The organism is Streptomyces sp. NBRC 110611 (genome assembly GCF_001590865.1).
Taxonomy (GTDB): domain Bacteria; phylum Actinomycetota; class Actinomycetes; order Streptomycetales; family Streptomycetaceae; genus Streptomyces.
Genome location: NZ_BBUY01000006.1, coordinates 24,277 through 40,576 on the forward strand (window position 1 = coordinate 24,277; position 16,300 = coordinate 40,576).

The 16,300-nt window shown below is 73.2% G+C and carries 12 protein-coding genes and 1 other RNA gene; 10 read left to right on the forward strand and 3 right to left on the reverse strand.

Annotated features, from left to right (window positions below; genetic code table 11):
- The first annotated feature begins 583 nt into the window (after nucleotides 1-583).
- The 4 genes from AZE13_RS15755 (at nucleotide 584) to AZE13_RS36895 (ending at nucleotide 6,574) form a co-directional block, all read left to right on the forward strand.
- Complete coding sequence (locus AZE13_RS15755) at nucleotides 584-2,332, forward strand: serine/threonine-protein kinase (protein WP_066931943.1); 1,749 nt, start codon at nucleotides 584-586, stop codon at nucleotides 2,330-2,332.
- Between the two features lie 336 nt (nucleotides 2,333-2,668).
- Nucleotides 2,669-3,979, forward strand: a complete 1,311-nt coding sequence (locus AZE13_RS15760) for a serine/threonine-protein kinase (protein ID WP_066931506.1) — start codon at nucleotides 2,669-2,671, stop codon at nucleotides 3,977-3,979.
- A 198-nt stretch (nucleotides 3,980-4,177) separates the two neighbouring features.
- Entirely contained in the window at nucleotides 4,178-5,284 is a 1,107-nt protein-coding gene (prfB, locus tag AZE13_RS15765) for a peptide chain release factor 2 (RefSeq protein WP_066931508.1), read from the forward strand.
- Between the two features lie 369 nt (nucleotides 5,285-5,653).
- Nucleotides 5,654-6,574, forward strand: a complete 921-nt coding sequence (locus AZE13_RS36895) for a hypothetical protein (RefSeq protein ID WP_066931510.1) — start codon at nucleotides 5,654-5,656, stop codon at nucleotides 6,572-6,574.
- A gap of 96 nt (nucleotides 6,575-6,670) precedes the next feature.
- Here AZE13_RS36895 and AZE13_RS15775 read toward each other — a convergent pair whose 3' ends face one another.
- A complete protein-coding gene (locus tag AZE13_RS15775; RefSeq protein WP_066931513.1) occupies nucleotides 6,671-6,865 on the reverse strand; it encodes a hypothetical protein in 195 nt (64 codons plus the stop codon).
- Between the two features lie 260 nt (nucleotides 6,866-7,125).
- On the opposite strand from AZE13_RS15775, the gene ftsE reads away from it, so the two are divergent.
- From ftsE to ssrA, 5 genes are all read left to right on the forward strand, one after another.
- Nucleotides 7,126-7,815: a cell division ATP-binding protein FtsE gene (gene ftsE / locus AZE13_RS15780; RefSeq protein ID WP_066931945.1), complete on the forward strand. Its 690-nt coding sequence runs from the start codon at nucleotides 7,126-7,128 to the stop codon at nucleotides 7,813-7,815.
- A gap of 9 nt (nucleotides 7,816-7,824) precedes the next feature.
- Complete coding sequence (gene ftsX, locus AZE13_RS15785; protein WP_066931515.1) at nucleotides 7,825-8,736, forward strand: permease-like cell division protein FtsX; 912 nt, start codon at nucleotides 7,825-7,827, stop codon at nucleotides 8,734-8,736.
- 67 nt (nucleotides 8,737-8,803) lie between these two features.
- Complete coding sequence (locus AZE13_RS15790; RefSeq protein ID WP_066931517.1) at nucleotides 8,804-10,018, forward strand: S41 family peptidase; 1,215 nt, start codon at nucleotides 8,804-8,806, stop codon at nucleotides 10,016-10,018.
- A gap of 59 nt (nucleotides 10,019-10,077) precedes the next feature.
- Nucleotides 10,078-10,620: an SsrA-binding protein SmpB gene (gene smpB / locus AZE13_RS15795; protein WP_066931947.1), complete on the forward strand. Its 543-nt coding sequence runs from the start codon at nucleotides 10,078-10,080 to the stop codon at nucleotides 10,618-10,620.
- Between the two features lie 95 nt (nucleotides 10,621-10,715).
- Nucleotides 10,716-11,084: a transfer-messenger RNA gene (ssrA, locus tag AZE13_RS15800) on the forward strand.
- Between the two features lie 54 nt (nucleotides 11,085-11,138).
- On the opposite strand, the gene AZE13_RS15805 is transcribed toward ssrA, so the two are convergent.
- Nucleotides 11,139-12,482: an MFS transporter gene (locus AZE13_RS15805; RefSeq protein WP_066931519.1), complete on the reverse strand. Its 1,344-nt coding sequence runs from the start codon at nucleotides 12,480-12,482 to the stop codon at nucleotides 11,139-11,141.
- A 122-nt stretch (nucleotides 12,483-12,604) separates the two neighbouring features.
- On the opposite strand from AZE13_RS15805, the gene AZE13_RS15810 reads away from it, so the two are divergent.
- Nucleotides 12,605-13,591: a LysR family transcriptional regulator gene (locus AZE13_RS15810; RefSeq protein WP_066931522.1), complete on the forward strand. Its 987-nt coding sequence runs from the start codon at nucleotides 12,605-12,607 to the stop codon at nucleotides 13,589-13,591.
- On the opposite strand, the gene AZE13_RS38120 is transcribed toward AZE13_RS15810, so the two are convergent.
- Complete coding sequence (locus AZE13_RS38120; protein ID WP_066931524.1) at nucleotides 13,588-15,843, reverse strand: asparagine synthase-related protein; 2,256 nt, start codon at nucleotides 15,841-15,843, stop codon at nucleotides 13,588-13,590. The genes AZE13_RS15810 and AZE13_RS38120 overlap by 4 nt on opposite strands.
- Nucleotides 15,844-16,300 lie beyond the last annotated feature (457 nt).

Sequence of the window (16,300 nt, forward strand, 5' to 3'; positions counted from 1 at the left end):
CGCCCGCCGACCGTCACTCAGTGATCTTGATCGGTCGTCTACGGACGGAAAAGTGCCTGGTTGCGCGCGGTGGCCGGGCGAATTCGGACCGTCGTGATCAGCTCGGAATCGCCCCGACCGGGTGGTGCGGGCGGTGTGCGGAAGGTTCACGCGCCGGGCCGGCGGCGGTCGTCACCGGGATGCCGCCCGGCTCGATACGGGATGCCGCCGGGCTCATGACGGGGATGCCGCCCGGCTCGTCACGGGGATGCCGCCGGAACTCGGCGCCGAACACCTCGCCGGGGTGTCGCCGGGGCGCGGGCGGGCAACCTTCTGTCCGGAAGGCGCGTCTTCCCCACGTGCCGGGCCCCGGTTCGCCGGCAGCCGGTCCCGGGCCGCCGGGCCGAGGAGCCGGTGCCTCGGCACTACAGTGGATCGGACGGGCCGCGCGGAGATGACCTTGGTCGGAGCGGAAACGAACGACCTCGGGCCGGACGGCCGCGTGGTGCCGGACCAGCTGACCCGGCGGACCAGCCGACCCGGCGGACCAGCCGACCCGGCGGGCCCGGGGCAAAAGATCGATCACGACCAGGGAGCGCATGACGTGCGGCCGGTAGGCAGCAAGTATCTGCTCGAGGAGCCGCTGGGACGCGGCGCCACGGGCACCGTCTGGCGTGCCCGCCAGCGGGAGGCGGCGGGCGCCGAGGCCGCCGTGGCCGGAGAGCCCGGTGAGACGGTCGCGATCAAGGTCCTCAAGGAGGAGCTGGCGCACGACGCGGACGTGGTGATGCGCTTCCTGCGCGAGCGCTCCGTCCTGCTGCGGCTCACCCACCCCAACATCGTCCGCACCCGCGACCTGGTCGTCGAGGGCGATCTGCTCGCGCTGGTCATGGACCTGATCGACGGCCCCGACCTGCACCGCTATCTGCGTGACAACGGCCCGTTCAGCCCGGTGGCGGCCGCCCTGCTCACCGCCCAGATCGCCGACGCGCTGGCCGCCAGCCACGCCGACGGTGTGGTCCACCGCGACCTCAAGCCGGCGAACGTGCTGCTCGCCGGGTCCGACGGCAGCGGCGAGATGCACCCGATGCTGACCGACTTCGGCATCGCGCGGCTGGCGGACTCCCCGGGCCTGACCCGTACGCACGAGTTCGTCGGCACGCCCGCCTATGTGGCGCCGGAGTCCGCCGAGGGCCGTCCGCAGACCTCCGCGGTGGACATCTACGGCGCCGGCATCCTGCTGTACGAGCTGGTCACCGGCCGTCCGCCGTTCGCCGGCGCGACCGCCCTGGAGGTGCTCCACCGGCACCTCAGCGAGGAGCCGAGCCGTCCCGGTACGGTCCCGGAGCCGCTGTGGACGGTGATGGAGCGCTGTCTGAGCAAGCGTCCGGAGGAGCGGCCCAGCGCCGAGAACCTGGCCCGTGCACTGCGCACCGTCGCGGCCGGCATCGGCGTGCACGCCAGCCCGGCCCAGGCCGAGGCGGCGCTCGGCGTCGCCGCGCTGCTCGCCCCGGATCCGGCGCCGGCGACGGTGCCCGGTACGGGGGCCGCCGCTGCCTCCGGTACGGGCGCCGAGGGCGGCCCGGCCACCGGGGGCGACGCCGACCCGACCCAGGTGCTCCCGTCCGGCCCGGGTGCCGGTACGTACAACCCGGGTGCCGGTACGTACGACCCGGCGGCGGCGACCAGCGTGCTGCCGTCCACGGGCGTGTCCGGACCGGGTGCCGCCGGCGGACCCGGTGCCCCCGCCGGACCGGGTGGCCCCGGCGGACGGCAATCCGATCCGACGCGGGTGATGCCGCCGGTGCCGCCGGTACCGCCGGGGGAGCCGCCGGCCGGCCCGCAGCAGTCCCAGCAGCCCCAGGGGCCGCATCCGTGGGAGTCCCAGATGCGGGCCGCCCGCGACCGCAACGACCAGACGCAGGTGCAGTACCTGGACCCGGCCCAGGACCCGCTGCGCCGACGCCCGCAGCGCCGCCCGGCCGCCCCGCAGCAGCCGCCGCAGTACCGCCAGCAGCAGCCCGCCCCGGTGCCGTACGCTCAGCAGCCGCCGCCGGCCCCGCAGCGTCGCCAGGAGCCGCCACCGCAGCGCTACGAGCCGCAGCGGCCGCCCGCGCCGGAGCCGCGTCCCCGGCGCGAGCCGCGTCCGCGCAGCGCCAACCCGATGCGGATTCCCGGGCTGGGCTGCCTCAAGGGCTGCCTGTTCGTGGTGATCATCCTGTTCGTGGCGGGCTGGCTGGTCTGGGAGCTGACCCCGCTCCAGGAGTGGATCGGTACGACCAAGGGCTTCTTCGCCCAGATCGCGGACGTCGTCAACGGCGTGACGGAGTGGGTCAAGGGGCTGAAGCTGTAGCGTGCGCCGCCGCCGGCGGCCGGTCCGTGATACGCGGGCCGGCCGCCGGCTTTTCTGCCTCCTCGCGTCTCCCCGCTCTTCCGGCTCCCCGCGTCTCCCTGCGGCTCCTCGCGTCTGCCTGCTCTCTCCGCTCTGTCCTCTGCTGCCGCATCCTCGGCATCTTCCGTAGCGCATCTTCCGCAGCATCATCGATTTGTCGACTTCCGGCGGGCGATTTCCCCCACAGAAGTGAAGGTTGCCGTCAACCAGGGCACGGAACCCCGTGGCATCCGCGTAGCTTTGACGCCAACCTCAGCCCCCGCAGGACGCTCGGGGGCCCGACATGTCGGAGCAGTCTTGGCACGGAAGATCGGCAGCCGGTACACCGCCCACCAGATCCTGGGGCGGGGCAGTGCCGGAACGGTATGGCTGGGCGAGGGCCCCGAGGGGGCCGTGGCCATCAAGCTGTTGCGTGAGGACCTCGCCTCCGACCAGGAGCTCGTCGGCCGCTTCGTACAGGAGCGGGCCGCACTGCTGGGCCTGGAGGACCGGCATGTCGTCGGCGTCCGCGACCTCGTCGTCGACGGCAACGACCTGGCGCTGGTCATGGACCTGGTACGCGGCACCGACCTGCGCACCCGTCTGGAGCGCGAGCGCCGGATGGCTCCGGAGGCGGCCGTCGCGATCGCCGCGGACGTCGCCGACGGGCTCGCCGCCGCGCACGCCGCCCGGGTCGTGCACCGCGACGTCAAGCCGGAGAACGTCCTGCTGGACATGCAGGGCCCGCTCGGCCCCGGTGGCGCGCACCCCGCGCTGCTCACCGACTTCGGGATCGCCCGGCTCGTCGACTCCCCGCGCCGGCCCCTCCCCCAGCCGCCGGCCGGGGGGACCCCGATCGCGCTCCGCTCGGCCAAGGTCATCGGCACCCCCGACTACCTCGCCCCGGAGATCATCGAGGGTCTGCCGCCGCGCGCCTCGGTGGACGTCTACGCGCTGGCGACCGTCCTGTACGAGATGCTCGCCGGGTTCACACCGTTCGGCGGTGGCCACCCCGGGGCGGTGCTGCGCCGCCATGTCACCGAGAGCGTCGCGCCGCTGCCCGGGATCCCCGACGAGCTGTGGCAGCTGCTGGTGCAGTGTCTGGCGAAGGCCCCGGCCTCCCGGCTGCGCGCCCCGGAGCTGGCCGCCCGGCTGCGGGAGCTGCTGCCCGGGCTGGCGGGGATGCCGCCGCTGGACATCGACGAGCCGGACGGCGAGCAGCCGGAGGACGGGCCGGACGGCGGGGCCGCCGGGGCACGCGAGGAATCGTTCTACCCGTCGGCGGCGGAGACCGTGCCGCCGCGCGGCGCGGTCCCGCTGGTGCAGGGTGCGGCGCCGGACTCCAACCGGGAGACGCACACCAGCATGCGGGTCCCGGGCCCGGACGAGCTGGCGGGCGGCGCGCACGGCACGGCCCGCGCCCCGCGCGCCGCCGGGCAGCGCCGGGCGGGCTCGGCCCGGCACCGCTCGACGCCGGAGGCGGTGCGCCGCCGCCGGATCAGGCTCGGTGCGGCGGCCGCCGCGGTGGTCGTGGCGGCGGGCCTGGGCGGCTGGCTGGCCGCCGGCGGGGACGACGACCCGGCCGGGGTCACGCCGGGCATCCAGCGGCCCGTACCGGACGCTCCGTAACGGCTCCGCGCGGCTGGGTGACGGACGGGCGACGGGCCGGCGGCGGCTCGGCGACGTACCGGCGGCGGTTCGGTGGTGGCTCGGCGACGGATCGGCAGGGGCTCGGTGGCGGCTCGGTGGTGCGGTGGCGGGCCGGTCCGGCGCGTCCGGTCCGCCGGGGCGGGTCAGGTTGTCGGCGGTTGCCGTTAGGCTGGGTGCGTGGCAGTCGTCGATGTATCCGAAGAGCTGAAGTCCCTCTCCTCGACCATGGGGTCGATCGAGGCCGTCCTGGACCTCGACAAGATGAGGGCCGACATCGCCGTGCTTGAGGAGCAAGCGGCGGTGCCGTCCCTGTGGGACGACCCGGAGAACGCCCAGAAGGTCACCAGCCGGCTGTCCTACCTCCAGGGCCAGCTGCGCCGCGCCGAGGAGCTGCGCGGCCGGGTCGACGACCTCGAGGTGCTCTTCGAGCTGGCCGACGCCGAGGGCGACGAGGACGCCCGCGCGGAGGCCGAGGCCGAGCTGGCCGAGGTCCGCAAGGCCGTGGAGGAGCTGGAGGTCCGTACGCTGCTCTCCGGCGAGTACGACGCCCGTGAGGCGGTCGTCAACATCCGCGCCGAGGCCGGCGGGGTGGACGCCGCCGACTTCGCCGAGAAGCTCCAGCGCATGTACCTGCGCTGGGCCGAGCGGCACGGCTACAAGACCGAGCTGTACGAGACCTCGTACGCGGAAGAGGCCGGCATCAAGTCGACCACCTTCGCCGTCCAGGTCCCGTACGCCTACGGCACCCTCTCCGTCGAGCAGGGCACGCACCGCCTGGTGCGCATCTCGCCGTTCGACAACCAGGGCCGCCGTCAGACGTCGTTCGCCGGTGTCGAGGTGCTGCCCGTCGTGGAGCAGACCGACCACATCGAGATCGACGAATCGGATCTGCGGGTGGACGTGTACCGCTCGTCCGGCCCCGGCGGCCAGGGCGTCAACACCACCGACTCCGCGGTCCGGCTGACGCACATCCCCACCGGCATTGTTGTCTCCTGCCAGAACGAGCGCTCGCAGATCCAGAACAAGGCGACCGCGATGAACGTCCTCCAGGCGAAGCTCCTCGAGCGCCGCCGCCAGGAGGAGCAGGCGAAGATGGACGCGCTCAAGGGCGACGGCGGCAACTCCTGGGGCAACCAGATGCGTTCCTATGTCCTGCACCCCTATCAGATGGTCAAGGACCTGCGGACCGAGTACGAGGTCGGCAACCCGCAGGCGGTGCTGGACGGCGACATCGACGGGTTCCTCGAAGCGGGCATCCGCTGGCGCAAGCAGCAGGAGAAGTAACCGCCCTCCGGATGCGCCCTCCTGATACCGGAAGGGCGGTACACCGGAAGGCCGGAAGACCGGAACGGCTGTCTCCCTCGGGGAGGCAGTTGTTTTCGGTTGTCTTTCGCTTTGGCGGTTTGGTCACAGTCGTATGTCCATGTACCGCCCATCTCATGGCAATTCGGGCATCGGTTCTTTAATCGACCTTGACGTTGCCGTCATGACTGGGAAGGCTGAACGCGGCATGCGCATGTCTGGGGTGCGTGGATGAACGGGGAGATGAGTGGCCTGTCCGCAGTCGCGGGGCCGGAACTCGCGTACCCCCTCGCTCGTCGCCCCGTACAGCGGTGCTCCCATGACGAGTTCAGCTACTGGGGGTAGCAGTACATGACGAAGAAGACGCGGCTGCGCGTAGCGCGTATTGCGGCCGGTGCGGTGATCGCGGCGGGTGCGTCGCTCACCGCGGCCGGTGCCGCATCCGCGGCCGGTACGGGTACTGGTGAGGCCGCCGCCAGCCAGAGCAGTGGGTTCATCGGCGGGTTCATCGGTGGATTCATCGGCGGCGGCAGCTCTGGCGGCGACACCACGGGTGGTGAGACCACCGGCGGTGAGACCACGGGTGGTGAGACCACCGGCGGTGAGACCACCGGCGGCGAGACCATCGGCGAGACCACCGGCGGCGAGACCATCGGTGAGACCACGGGTGGCGAGACGACCGGCGGTGAGACCACCGGCGGCCAGACCGGCGGTGAGAACGGCGGTCAGACCGGCGGTGAGAACGGTGGCCAGACCGGCGGCGAGAACGGCGGTCAGACCGGCGGCGAGAACGGCGGCCAGTCCGGCGGTCAGAACGGCGGCCAGTCCGGCGGTCAGAACGGCGGCCAGTCCGGCGGTCAGAACGGCGGCCAGTCCGGCGGTCAGAACGGTGGCCAGAACGGCGGCAACTCCGGCGGCAACAGCGGTGGCGGCGAGAACTCCGGCGGCAACAGCTCCGGCGGCGGCAACACCGGTGGTAACAACTCCGGCGGCGGCAACTCCGGTGGCAGCACCACCGGCGGTGACTCCACCGGCACCGGCACCGACAACGAGGGCTCCACGCCGATCGAGCAGCCCGGCCAGGGCAAGGAGCAGATCGCTGACACGCCCGGCCAGGCCAAGCAGCAGGCGAAGGGCGGGGAGCTGGCCGAGACCGGTTCCTCCGGCACCACCTTCCTGCTCATCGGTGCGGCCACGATGATCGCGGGCGGTGTGGGCTTCCGTATGCTGCCCCGTCTGATCAACAAGAGTGGCGGCGCGGCAGCGGCCTGACGCCGACGGCACCACCAGGGGCCCGGGACGCGGCGGCGCATGCCGCCGGCGCCCCGGGCCCCTCGGTGCTTGTCCGGCGTGGTCGCCCCGGGGGCGTCACACGGCCTGGTGGAGCAGCACCCCGACCGCGGCCAGCACGATCATCAAAGCCAGCAGCATCGTGGGGTTGAGCTGCGCGAAGATACCGCCGGCCTGCTGCTGGAGCCGTTCTCTGCTCGCCCGGCACACAGGGCAGCGGCCCTCGCTCACAGGGGCCGCGCAGTTGGCGCACACCAGTCGGTCGTACGTCATGCGACCTCCTTCTTCACTGCACCAACGCACCGGAAGGCGCATTGGTTCCCTCCTCCACTGTGCCAGCTCCACGACGGAACGGCGCGCCCCGCGGAATTGTGCGGTCTTTTGTCCCGTAGGTCCGTGTAGGTCCGTGCACAAAAGCGCCAACCCCCGACGGCCACTGCACCGCCCCGCGAGGTTCGCGTATGGTCACGCACACCGACGGGAGCCGCAACTCGGCAACCCGTGCCGCTATCCAGGTCGACCGTGGTGCATCAGTGATCCGATTCGACAACGTCTCCAAGACCTACCCGAAGCAGAACCGTCCCGCCCTCCGGGACGTCTCGCTCGAGATCGAGCGCGGCGAGTTCGTCTTCCTGGTGGGCTCCTCGGGCTCCGGCAAGTCCACCTTCCTGCGGCTGCTGCTGCGCGAGGAGCGGGCCTCCCATGGCCATGTGCACGTACTGGGCAAGGACCTCGGCAAGCTCTCCAACTGGAAGGTCCCGCAGATGCGGCGCCAGGTGGGCACCGTCTTCCAGGACTTCCGGCTGCTGCCCAACAAGACCGTGGGGCAGAACGTCGCCTTCGCCCTGGAGGTCATCGGCAAGCCGCGCGGCCAGATCCGCAAGACGGTCCCGGAGGTCCTCGAACTCGTCGGTCTCGGCGGCAAGGAGGACCGTATGCCGGGCGAGCTCTCCGGCGGTGAGCAGCAGCGCGTCGCCATCGCGCGGGCCTTCGTCAACCGGCCGCTGCTGCTCATCGCGGACGAGCCCACCGGCAACCTCGACCCGCAGACCTCGGTCGGCATCATGAAGCTGTTGGACCGGATCAACCGGACCGGTACGACGGTGGTCATGGCCACCCACGACCAGCAGATCGTCGACCAGATGCGCAAGCGGGTCATGGAACTCGAGAAGGGCCGGCTCGTACGCGACCAGTCGCGCGGCGTGTACGGCTACCAGCACTGAAAGGACGCCATGCGCGCCCAGTTCGTCCTGTCGGAGATCGGCGTCGGTCTCCGCCGAAACCTCACGATGTCGGTCGCCGTCATCGTCTCCGTAGCCCTCTCCCTGAGCCTGTTCGGCGCCTCGCTGCTGATGCGCGACCAGGTCAGCACGATGAAGGGCTACTGGTACGACAAGGTCAACGTCTCCATCTTCTTCTGCAACAAGAACGACTCCGTCACCGGCGGCCCGTGCGCCAGGGGCGCGGCCACCCAGCAGCAGAGGGACGACATCAAGGCCGAGCTGAACAGTCTGCCGCTCGTCCAGAGCGTGACGTACGAGTCCAGCGACCAGGCCTACAAGCACTACAAGGAGCAGTTCGGCGGCACACCGGTCGCCGGTCTGGTGACCCCCGACCAGCTGCCGGACTCCTTCCGCGTCAAGCTCAAGGACCCGACGAAGTTCAAGGTCATCAAGTCGGCGTTCTCCGAACGGCCCGGTGTACAGGAGGTGCAGGACCAACGGGACACCGTCGAGCCGCTGTTCAACCTCCTCACCACCATGAACTGGGCTGCCGTCGGCATCATGTCGCTGATGTTGGTGGTCGCGCTGTTGCTGATCGTCAACACCGTGCGGGTGTCGGCGTTCAGCCGTCGGCGGGAGACCGGGATCATGCGGCTGGTGGGGGCGTCGAGCTTCTACATCCAGATGCCGTTCATCCTGGAGGCCGCGATCGCGGGCCTGCTCGGCGCGGCCTTCGCCGGTGTGCAGATCGTCGCCGGCAAGTACTTCCTCATCGACAACTGGCTGGCGAAGAAGACCCCGGTGATCAACTTCATCGGCTGGGACTCGGTGGTGGCGGTGCTCCCGCTGGTCCTCCTGATCGGTCTGCTGATGCCCTCGCTCGCCGCGTTCTTCGCGCTGCGCAAGTACCTCAAGGTGTGACCTCTGTCGAGGGGCGCCGTACGGCAACTCGCCGTACGGCGCCCCTTCGTCCCCTAGACTCACCGGCATGTCGGGCCCGTGTTCGTACGACCGGCCCCGCCGCATGCGCCGCGGGGCGGCCCTGACGTTGTTCCTCACCGGTGTGCTCGCCGCCGGCACGGTGACCGGCACATGGGGGGACGCCGCGGAGGGCGCCGCGGGACGGAACGCCCCGGACCGCGCCGGGCTCGGCGCGCACGCCCCCCTGCCGCGCGCCCTCGCGGACCGCGCGACCGTCGAGCGGGCCGCCTCCGAAGCCCTCGCGGACGGGAAGTCCGGTGCGCAGGCCGCCGCCGAGGTCGTCAGCCGCAGCGGCGACCGCTGGTCGGCGGTCTACACACCGGGCGAGTTCGAGGATTTCCAGCAGCAGTTGGACGGCACGTACGTCGGCGTCGGCCTGTGGGTACGGCAGACGGACGGCGGCCGGATCGAGGTGTCCCGGGTCCAGTCCGGCAGCCCCGCCGCACGGGCCGGAATCGCCGCGGGGGACCGGCTGCACGCCATCGACGGCCTGGCCGCCCAGGGGCGCCCGGTCACCGACATCGTCGCCCGGCTGCGCGGCAGCGCCCCGCACGGTTCCCGGGCCGCCGGCCCCGGCACGCCCGTACGGCTGGACCTCCAGCGCGGCACCCGCCGCTGGAGCGCGACCCTGCACCGCACCCGGCTGCACACCCGGAACGTCACCGTCAGCCGGCCGGCCGGCGCCGGCGGCCCGACCCGCGTCAGGGTCGGCTCGTTCGCCAAGGGCACCGGCGACGCGGTCCGCCGGGCGGTCCGCCGGGCCCTGCGCGCGGACGGCCTCGTGCTCGACCTGCGCGGCAACACCGGCGGTCTGGTCACCGAGTCCGTCGCCACCGCCTCGGTCTTCCTCGACGGCGGCCTGGTCGCCACCTACGACGTACGCGGTGACGAGCGCGCCCTGTACGCGGAGCGGGGCGGCAACACCCGCCTCCCCCTCGTCGTCCTCGTCGACGGCGGCACGATGAGCGCCGCCGAGCTGCTGGCCGGCGCCCTGCAGGACCGCGGCCGGGCGGTCCTGGTGGGCTCCCCGACCTTCGGCAAGGGCTCGGTGCAGATGCCCAGCCGGCTCCCGGACGGCTCGGTCGCCGAGCTGACCGTCGGCCACTACCGCACCCCCTCCGGGCGGACCGTCGACGGTACCGGGATCGCCCCCGACCTCGCGGCGGACCAGGGGATCCTGGAGCGGGCCGAGACGGTGCTCAGCGGCTTGGGCGAGTCGTAAAACGACTTTCCGCGCACCCCGTCCGTGGTGCGAAAATGGACGGCACTATGAGCAAGGGAATGTACGTACCCAAGGAGTCCCAGCCCCGGCAGGGCGGCGGAGCCGCCAAGGCCAGGGACGGTGAGAAGGGCGGCAAGCGCAAGATCGTCGCCCAGAACAAGAAGGCCCGGCACGACTACGCCGTCATCGACACCTATGAGGCGGGCCTGGTGCTGATGGGCACCGAGGTCAAGTCGCTGCGTGAGGGGCGTACGTCGCTGACCGACGGCTTCGTCCAGATCGACGGGGGAGAGGCGTGGCTGCACAACGCCCACATCCCCGAGTATCACCAGGGCAGCTGGACCAACCACTCCGCGCGCCGCAAGCGCAAGCTGCTCCTGCACCGCGAGGAGATCGACAAGCTGGAGGCGAAGTCCCAGGAGACGGGTCACACGATCGTGCCCCTCGCCCTGTACTTCAAGGACGGCCGGGCGAAGGCCGAGATCGCGCTCGCGCGGGGCAAGAAGGAGTACGACAAGCGTCAGACCCTGCGGGAGAAGCAGGACCGGCGGGAGTCGGACCGGGCCATCGCGGCGGCGAAGCGGCGGCAGCGCGGCGTCTGACGGGCGGGGAATATAGTGGCACCGGCGTGCGTTGGTCACGTACGATGGCACCAACGCCGGACGAACCCCCGGTGTGCGCATTGAAAAATAAACATGGGGATGATCGGTTTCGACAGCGGCTGTTGAAGCAGGGGAAGCGTGTCGAGGAAGCGGCAATGATCTCGTAAACCATATGTCGCAAAAAATAATCGCCAACACCAAGCGCGATTCCTTCGCCCTCGCTGCCTAAGTAGCGACTTGCGAAGTGTCAGCCCGGGGCTGTTCCCGACCCGGATCCTGGCATCAGCTAGGGGACTAAACCTTGATCCCGGTCACGGGGTGAAAAGGGAAATCAAACAGTGACTGGGCCCGTCGGCGACTTGTTCGCGTGATCGCCGGGGCCGAGAAAATCGCAGCGGACTGCACACGGAGAAGCCCTGATTCTGCACCGTTGGACGCGGGTTCGATTCCCGCCATCTCCACTCATCCCATGTAAAGCAGCGCCCCCGTGAGGACCTCACGGGGGCGCTGCTTTGTGTTCACCGGTTGTGACGAGCCGAGTATGCGACGGCGAAGGCGAGTGCGGCCGCCACCGCGGGGACCCCGTACGCGGCCGCCGGCCCGGTCAGGTGGTCCACGGCCCAGCCTCCGGCCGCCGAGCCGCCCGCGATACCGCCCAGGAGGGCCGTGACGGCGAGTGCCATCCCTTCGTTCAGCCGGGCGGCCGGGATGGGGGTCTCCCCGCTCGAGCGAAGCCGAGAGTGGGGGAAGGACTGGAGCAGGCCCATACCGGTGACCATGGTCGGCGCGGTGGCCATCCCGGCCGCCAGGAGGGCGACCGCCAGTACCGCGGGGCTTCCGGTGGACGCGGCGAGCAGCGGCAGCACCATCAGGGCGGTCATCGCCCCCACGCAGACGAGGAAGCGGTGCCCGGCCCCGGCGGCCGGCCGCAGCAGGCCGTAGAGCAGCCCGGCCGCGCACGACCCGGCCGCCTGGAGGGCCAGCAGGCCGCCCGCGGCGGGGCGGATGCCCTGGTCGTCGGCGTAGGCGACGGTCACCACCTCCAGGGAGCCGAAGATCGCGCCGGTGGCGAGGAAGGTGAGCAGGAGGGGCGCGAGGCCGGGGAGGCGCAGCGAGGCGGCGCCCCGCTCCTGGTCCGTCGGGCCCTGCCCGGTGTCCGGCGGCCGGGCGGCCACCGGTGGTTCGGTGCGGCGCTGCGCGGCGAAGAGCAGGACCCCGGCCAGCAGCAGTGCCGCCGCCACCGCCGTCCCCGCCTCCGGGAAGAGGGTGGTGCACAGCAGGGTGGCGAGTACCGGCCCGAGCATGAAGCACAGTTCGTCCGCGGCCTGTTCGAAGGCGTTGGCGGTGTGGCGGCCGGCCGGATCGTCGCGGAGGAGGTGCGCCCAGCGGGCGCGGGACATCCCACCGGTGTTGGGGGTGGTGGCGGTCGCGGCGTACGAGGCGAAGAGGGTCCAGTCGGGTGCGCCGTAGTGGACGCACAGCAGCAGGGAGAGCGACCCGAGGACGGCGAGCACGGTGGCCGGGACCGCGATCCGGGCCTGGCCGTGGCGGTCGATCAGCCGGGCGGTCCACGGTCCGGCCAGCGCCGTCGCCGCCAGTCCGGTCGCGGTCACCGCCCCGGCCAGCGCGTACGAGCCCCGGGAGCCGGCGATCATCAGTACCGCGCTCACGCTGAGCATCCCCATGGGGAGGCGGGCCAGCAGATTCGCGGCGGTGAACGCGCGGGTGCCGGGGATGGCGAAGAGCCGGCGGTACGGGGCGAGCGGCCCGGACCGGGCCGGGCGGCGCGGGGCGGCCGGGCGTACGGGCGGGGAGGCCGCCGGCCGGGAGGTCACCGGTCGGGAGGCGAGGAAGAGGATCATGCCACTACGGTCGCGGCAGGCCCGGCCACCGGTCCAACACCTGATCAGCGGCCATTCACGCACTGACGATGTCAATGCGGGGCGGCGGTGGAGGCGGCGCGCGGGACCGGGATGATGGCCCGATGCCGTCCGATACCGATCCGCGTCTGCTCCGCGCGTTCGCCGCCGCTGCCGAGGAGCTGCACTTCACCCGCGCCGCCGCCCGGCTGTACATCGCCCAGCAGGCGCTGAGCCGCGACATCCGGCGGCTGGAACGGGAGTTGGGCACCACGCTCTTCGTACGGACCACCCGCCAGGTCACGCTGACTCCGGACGGCGAGCGGCTGCTGCCGTACGCCCGGCGGGTGCTGGCCGCGCACGAGGAGCTGGCCGCGGCCTTCCGGCCGGCCCCCGAGCGGCCGCTGCTGGTCGACGTCGGTGCTCCGGTCGGCACCGCGCACCGGGTGCTGACGGAGGCCCGCGGCCGGGTGCCGGACAGCTGTGAGCTGGTCGCCCGCTTCCACACCGGGCTAACCGGTGCGGCGGCCGAGCTGGCGGCCGGGCGGCTCGATGTCTCCTTCGGCCGGTATGCGGGCCTGCCGCCCGCCGTCCGGGCCGGCCTCGACCACCAGCCGGTCCGGCTGGAGCCGATGGCGGTGCTGCTGGCCGAGGACCATCCGCTGGCCGCCCGGTCCGCCGTCCCGCTGGCGGCGCTGGCCGGTGAGACGCTCTACGCGGGTGCCGGGAACGCGCGGACGGCGGAGTGGACGGAGCTGGCGGCGCGGCTGTTCGCGGGGCGCGGGATCGCGATGGCCGAACCGTTCCCGGAGATCGACGGTGCGCAGGAGTTCGTACGGGTGGTGCGGAAGCGGGGGTGGTCGGTGCTGGCGAGTGTGGAGTTCATCGAGGTCCCCGGGATGGTGCTGCGGCCCGTCGTGGACCCCGTACCGCTGTCGCCGGTGTCCATGGTGTGGCGGCGCGGACTGCGCCATCCCGGACTGGGCGCCCTGCGGTCGGTGGCCCGGGAACTCACCCGTGAGGGCGGCTGGTTGACCCTCCCCGAGGGCGGGTGGCTGCCGCCGGAGGACGCCCGCGCGATGGGGGTGTCCGGGCGGGACGTCCGGCCCTAGCGCCTGTGCCGTCCCGGGGCGGACGGGGACGGGGTGGTGGCGTCGGAGGGGGCGAGTGCGCGGAGCCAGTACTCGGTGGCGAGGGTGGGGGGCAGGGCGTGCGGGGTGTGGGGGTGCGGCCGGCGGGATGTCAGGTGGTGCCGGAGCAGGCCGGGGTGGATCAGGCCGCGTTCGGCGAGGAGGGAGTCGTCGCAGAGGGCGGAGGGGTCGTCGCGGTGGGCGGAGAAGGCGTCGCGGTGGGCGCGCGGACCCGTGTGGGGGACGGTGCCGGGCCCGGCGCCGGGGGCCGGCCGGGGGCCGCGGCCCAGGACGCCGTCGGGGACGATGCCGCGCAGTGCGCGGGTCAGCAGGGGCTGGTGGACGCCGGCCCGGGTGCGGTCGGCGAGGTGCAGGGCGAGCGCCGCCTCGATGACCGCGTCGTCCAGGAACGGCGCTTCGTAGCCGACGTGGTACGGGGCGGTGAGGGCACCGATGCCGCGGACGGTCTCCCCGGCGCGGATGGCGGCGCGGACGGTCTCGTGCTGGGAGCGCAGCGGCCCGAACGGCTCGGGGCGTTCGGCGGCGGCTTCGCGCAGCAGCCGGCGGACGGTGGCGACGGCGTCCGGGTGCGCCCAGGGCGGCATGCCCGGAACGGTCTCCCAGTCGGCGCCGGTGTTCCGCGGGCCGGCACCGGCGGACAGGCGGCGGGCGCTGCCGGCCAGCCACCGGTCGTACGGCCGGCCGCCGAAGAGGGTGCGCAGGGTCTCGGGGGCCGTCCACCCGCACAGGTGGTGGGCGGTCCAGGCGCGCCGGGCCGCGGCCTGCGGGTCCCTGCGGGCAAGGGAGTTGAGGGCCACCGTGCGGTGGGCGAACAGCTCGTCGCCGCCGGCACCGTCCAGATGCAGCCGCGAGCCGTGCTCGGCGACCAGCCGGGACCGGTGGAGAAGCCGGGCCGCCTCGCGGAAGGCGGCGAGCGGGGCGGCCGGGTCGGTGTGGCCGGTGCGGCCGGTGCGGACGGGGGGCGGGGGCGGGGCGTACCAGGTGGGGGCGTCGGCGTACGGGAGGGACAGGTGCGTCGCTCCGCCGTGCGGCGGCCCGGACGGCTCCTCGGCCCGGCTCTTTCCTCGGCCCTGTCCGCCGACCTTGACCTTGATCTTGGCCTTGACCCTGCGGGTGCCGTTGTCCGTGCCGTTGCGGGTGCGGGCGCCGTTGCGGGCGCGTGGGCCGGGTGCCTCGTGCTCGCGCGGGTGGGGGCGTTCCGGGGCGCGCAGGAGCGCCGCGGTGCGGTCGGTCCACGTCGTGCCGTCGGCCGACGCGGTGGCGCCGTGGCCGCCGCCCGGGGTGCGGTCTCCCCAGGAGGTGGTGATCAGGCCGACGTCCTCCCGGGCGGCGAGGAAGCACAGGCCGGTGGCGGCGGTGTCCGCGGAGAGGCCGACGCTCAGCGTGCCGTGGCCCTTGCCCCGGTCCATCTGGTCTGCCCTGCTGGTCCCGTTCGCCCCGGCTGTCCCGTTCGCCCCGGCTGCCGCGTCCGCCCCGTCCGCCCCGGCTGCCGCCGCCTGCCGCCGTGCGCGTGCGGCGCGGGCGGCCACGGCGTCGGTCAGGGCCTGGCGGACGGCCTCCGCGGCGCGCTCCAGAGGGACCTCCGGCTCCGGTGGCCGCCACCAACGGGTAAGGGCATGCCGCCCGTTGGCGTACAGGGTGAGGTGGTGGCCCGGTGGGACGGCGGGGACCGAGTGCCACAGCGGGCGCAGGGTGAGGGGGAGCGGGGGGAAGGGGAACAGCAGGCGCAGCGCCAGTGATTCCTCGTCGACGAAGCCGATGCCGGGGGCGCCGAGCGGCAGTCCGGCGAGGGCCGCGCCGCGGGCGAGCGCCGCCAGGTCCTGGGGGCGGTTGCCGGCGACGGTGACCCCGCCGATCCGGGCGTGGTGGAGCTGCCGGACGGTCGCGAGGTCGCCCTGGCAGCGCAGGTCGCCGTCGACGGCGGTCAGCAGGAAGTAGCTGCCGGGGAGGTGGCGGGCGCGTTCGCCGATGCCGTCGAGGTGGCCCGGTCCGTGCAGCAGCCGGGTCAGGGCGTCCGGGGTCGCGGAGGCGGTGCCGAGCAGGGCGATACGGCGCGGCCCGGCCTCGGCGGTCAGTACCTCGTCGGGGGACCAGTGGCCCACTACCCAGGGGCGGCCCGAGGGGTGGTGGAACGCGTGACGGGACGGGCTCGCCGGCAGGCAGCGGACGAGGGCGTCGGACGCGGGGTGGTCGGGGAGGACGAGGAAATCCACGGCGGGGGACCGCTCCACTCGGTGTGTGCACGGGACTCGGTGCGCGGGACGGACGGTGCGCGGGACGGGCGGGGCGGGGCGACCGGGCGCGGGACGGACGGGGCGGGGGACGGGCGTTGGCGTGGGACGGGCGGCGGGTGACGGCGGAGCCCCGCCGATGCTGGCAGCGCCCACGCGACGAAGCATTGCCTCGAACGGGTGGTTCCGGGGGGCATGGGGATCAGGTGGCGGCGCATCGGTGCGGCCCCGCGCACGCGTACGCCGGTGCGCCCGCCCTCGCTCACGTATCGGCCGCGCGCCCCGTGAGCGCAAGGTTTCGCAGCGGTGACTTCCCGCCACGGGACCGAAACCCGCCGTCCCTAGCTTCGGGGCAGACGACCCGACTCCCTGGGAGGCGCGATGACGCCCGAGCAGGCCGCGGCAGGCCCCCGAAGCGACAGTCCCGGCGACACCCGAA

What these genes read in the sequence shown, in the direction of transcription:
- AZE13_RS36895 (WP_066931510.1), top strand. Translation starts at nt 5,654, where the DNA reads ATGACGAAGAAGACGCGGCTGCGCGTAGCGCGTATTGCGGCCGGTGCG.
- AZE13_RS15775 (WP_066931513.1), bottom strand. Translation starts at nt 6,865, where the DNA reads ATGACGTACGACCGACTGGTGTGCGCCAACTGCGCGGCCCCTGTGAGC.
- ftsX (WP_066931515.1), top strand. Translation starts at nt 7,825, where the DNA reads ATGCGCGCCCAGTTCGTCCTGTCGGAGATCGGCGTCGGTCTCCGCCGA.
- AZE13_RS15790 (WP_066931517.1), top strand. Translation starts at nt 8,804, where the DNA reads ATGTCGGGCCCGTGTTCGTACGACCGGCCCCGCCGCATGCGCCGCGGG.
- smpB (WP_066931947.1), top strand. Translation starts at nt 10,078, where the DNA reads ATGTACGTACCCAAGGAGTCCCAGCCCCGGCAGGGCGGCGGAGCCGCC.
- AZE13_RS15805 (WP_066931519.1), bottom strand. Translation starts at nt 12,482, where the DNA reads ATGATCCTCTTCCTCGCCTCCCGACCGGTGACCTCCCGGCCGGCGGCC.
- AZE13_RS15810 (WP_066931522.1), top strand. Translation starts at nt 12,605, where the DNA reads ATGCCGTCCGATACCGATCCGCGTCTGCTCCGCGCGTTCGCCGCCGCT.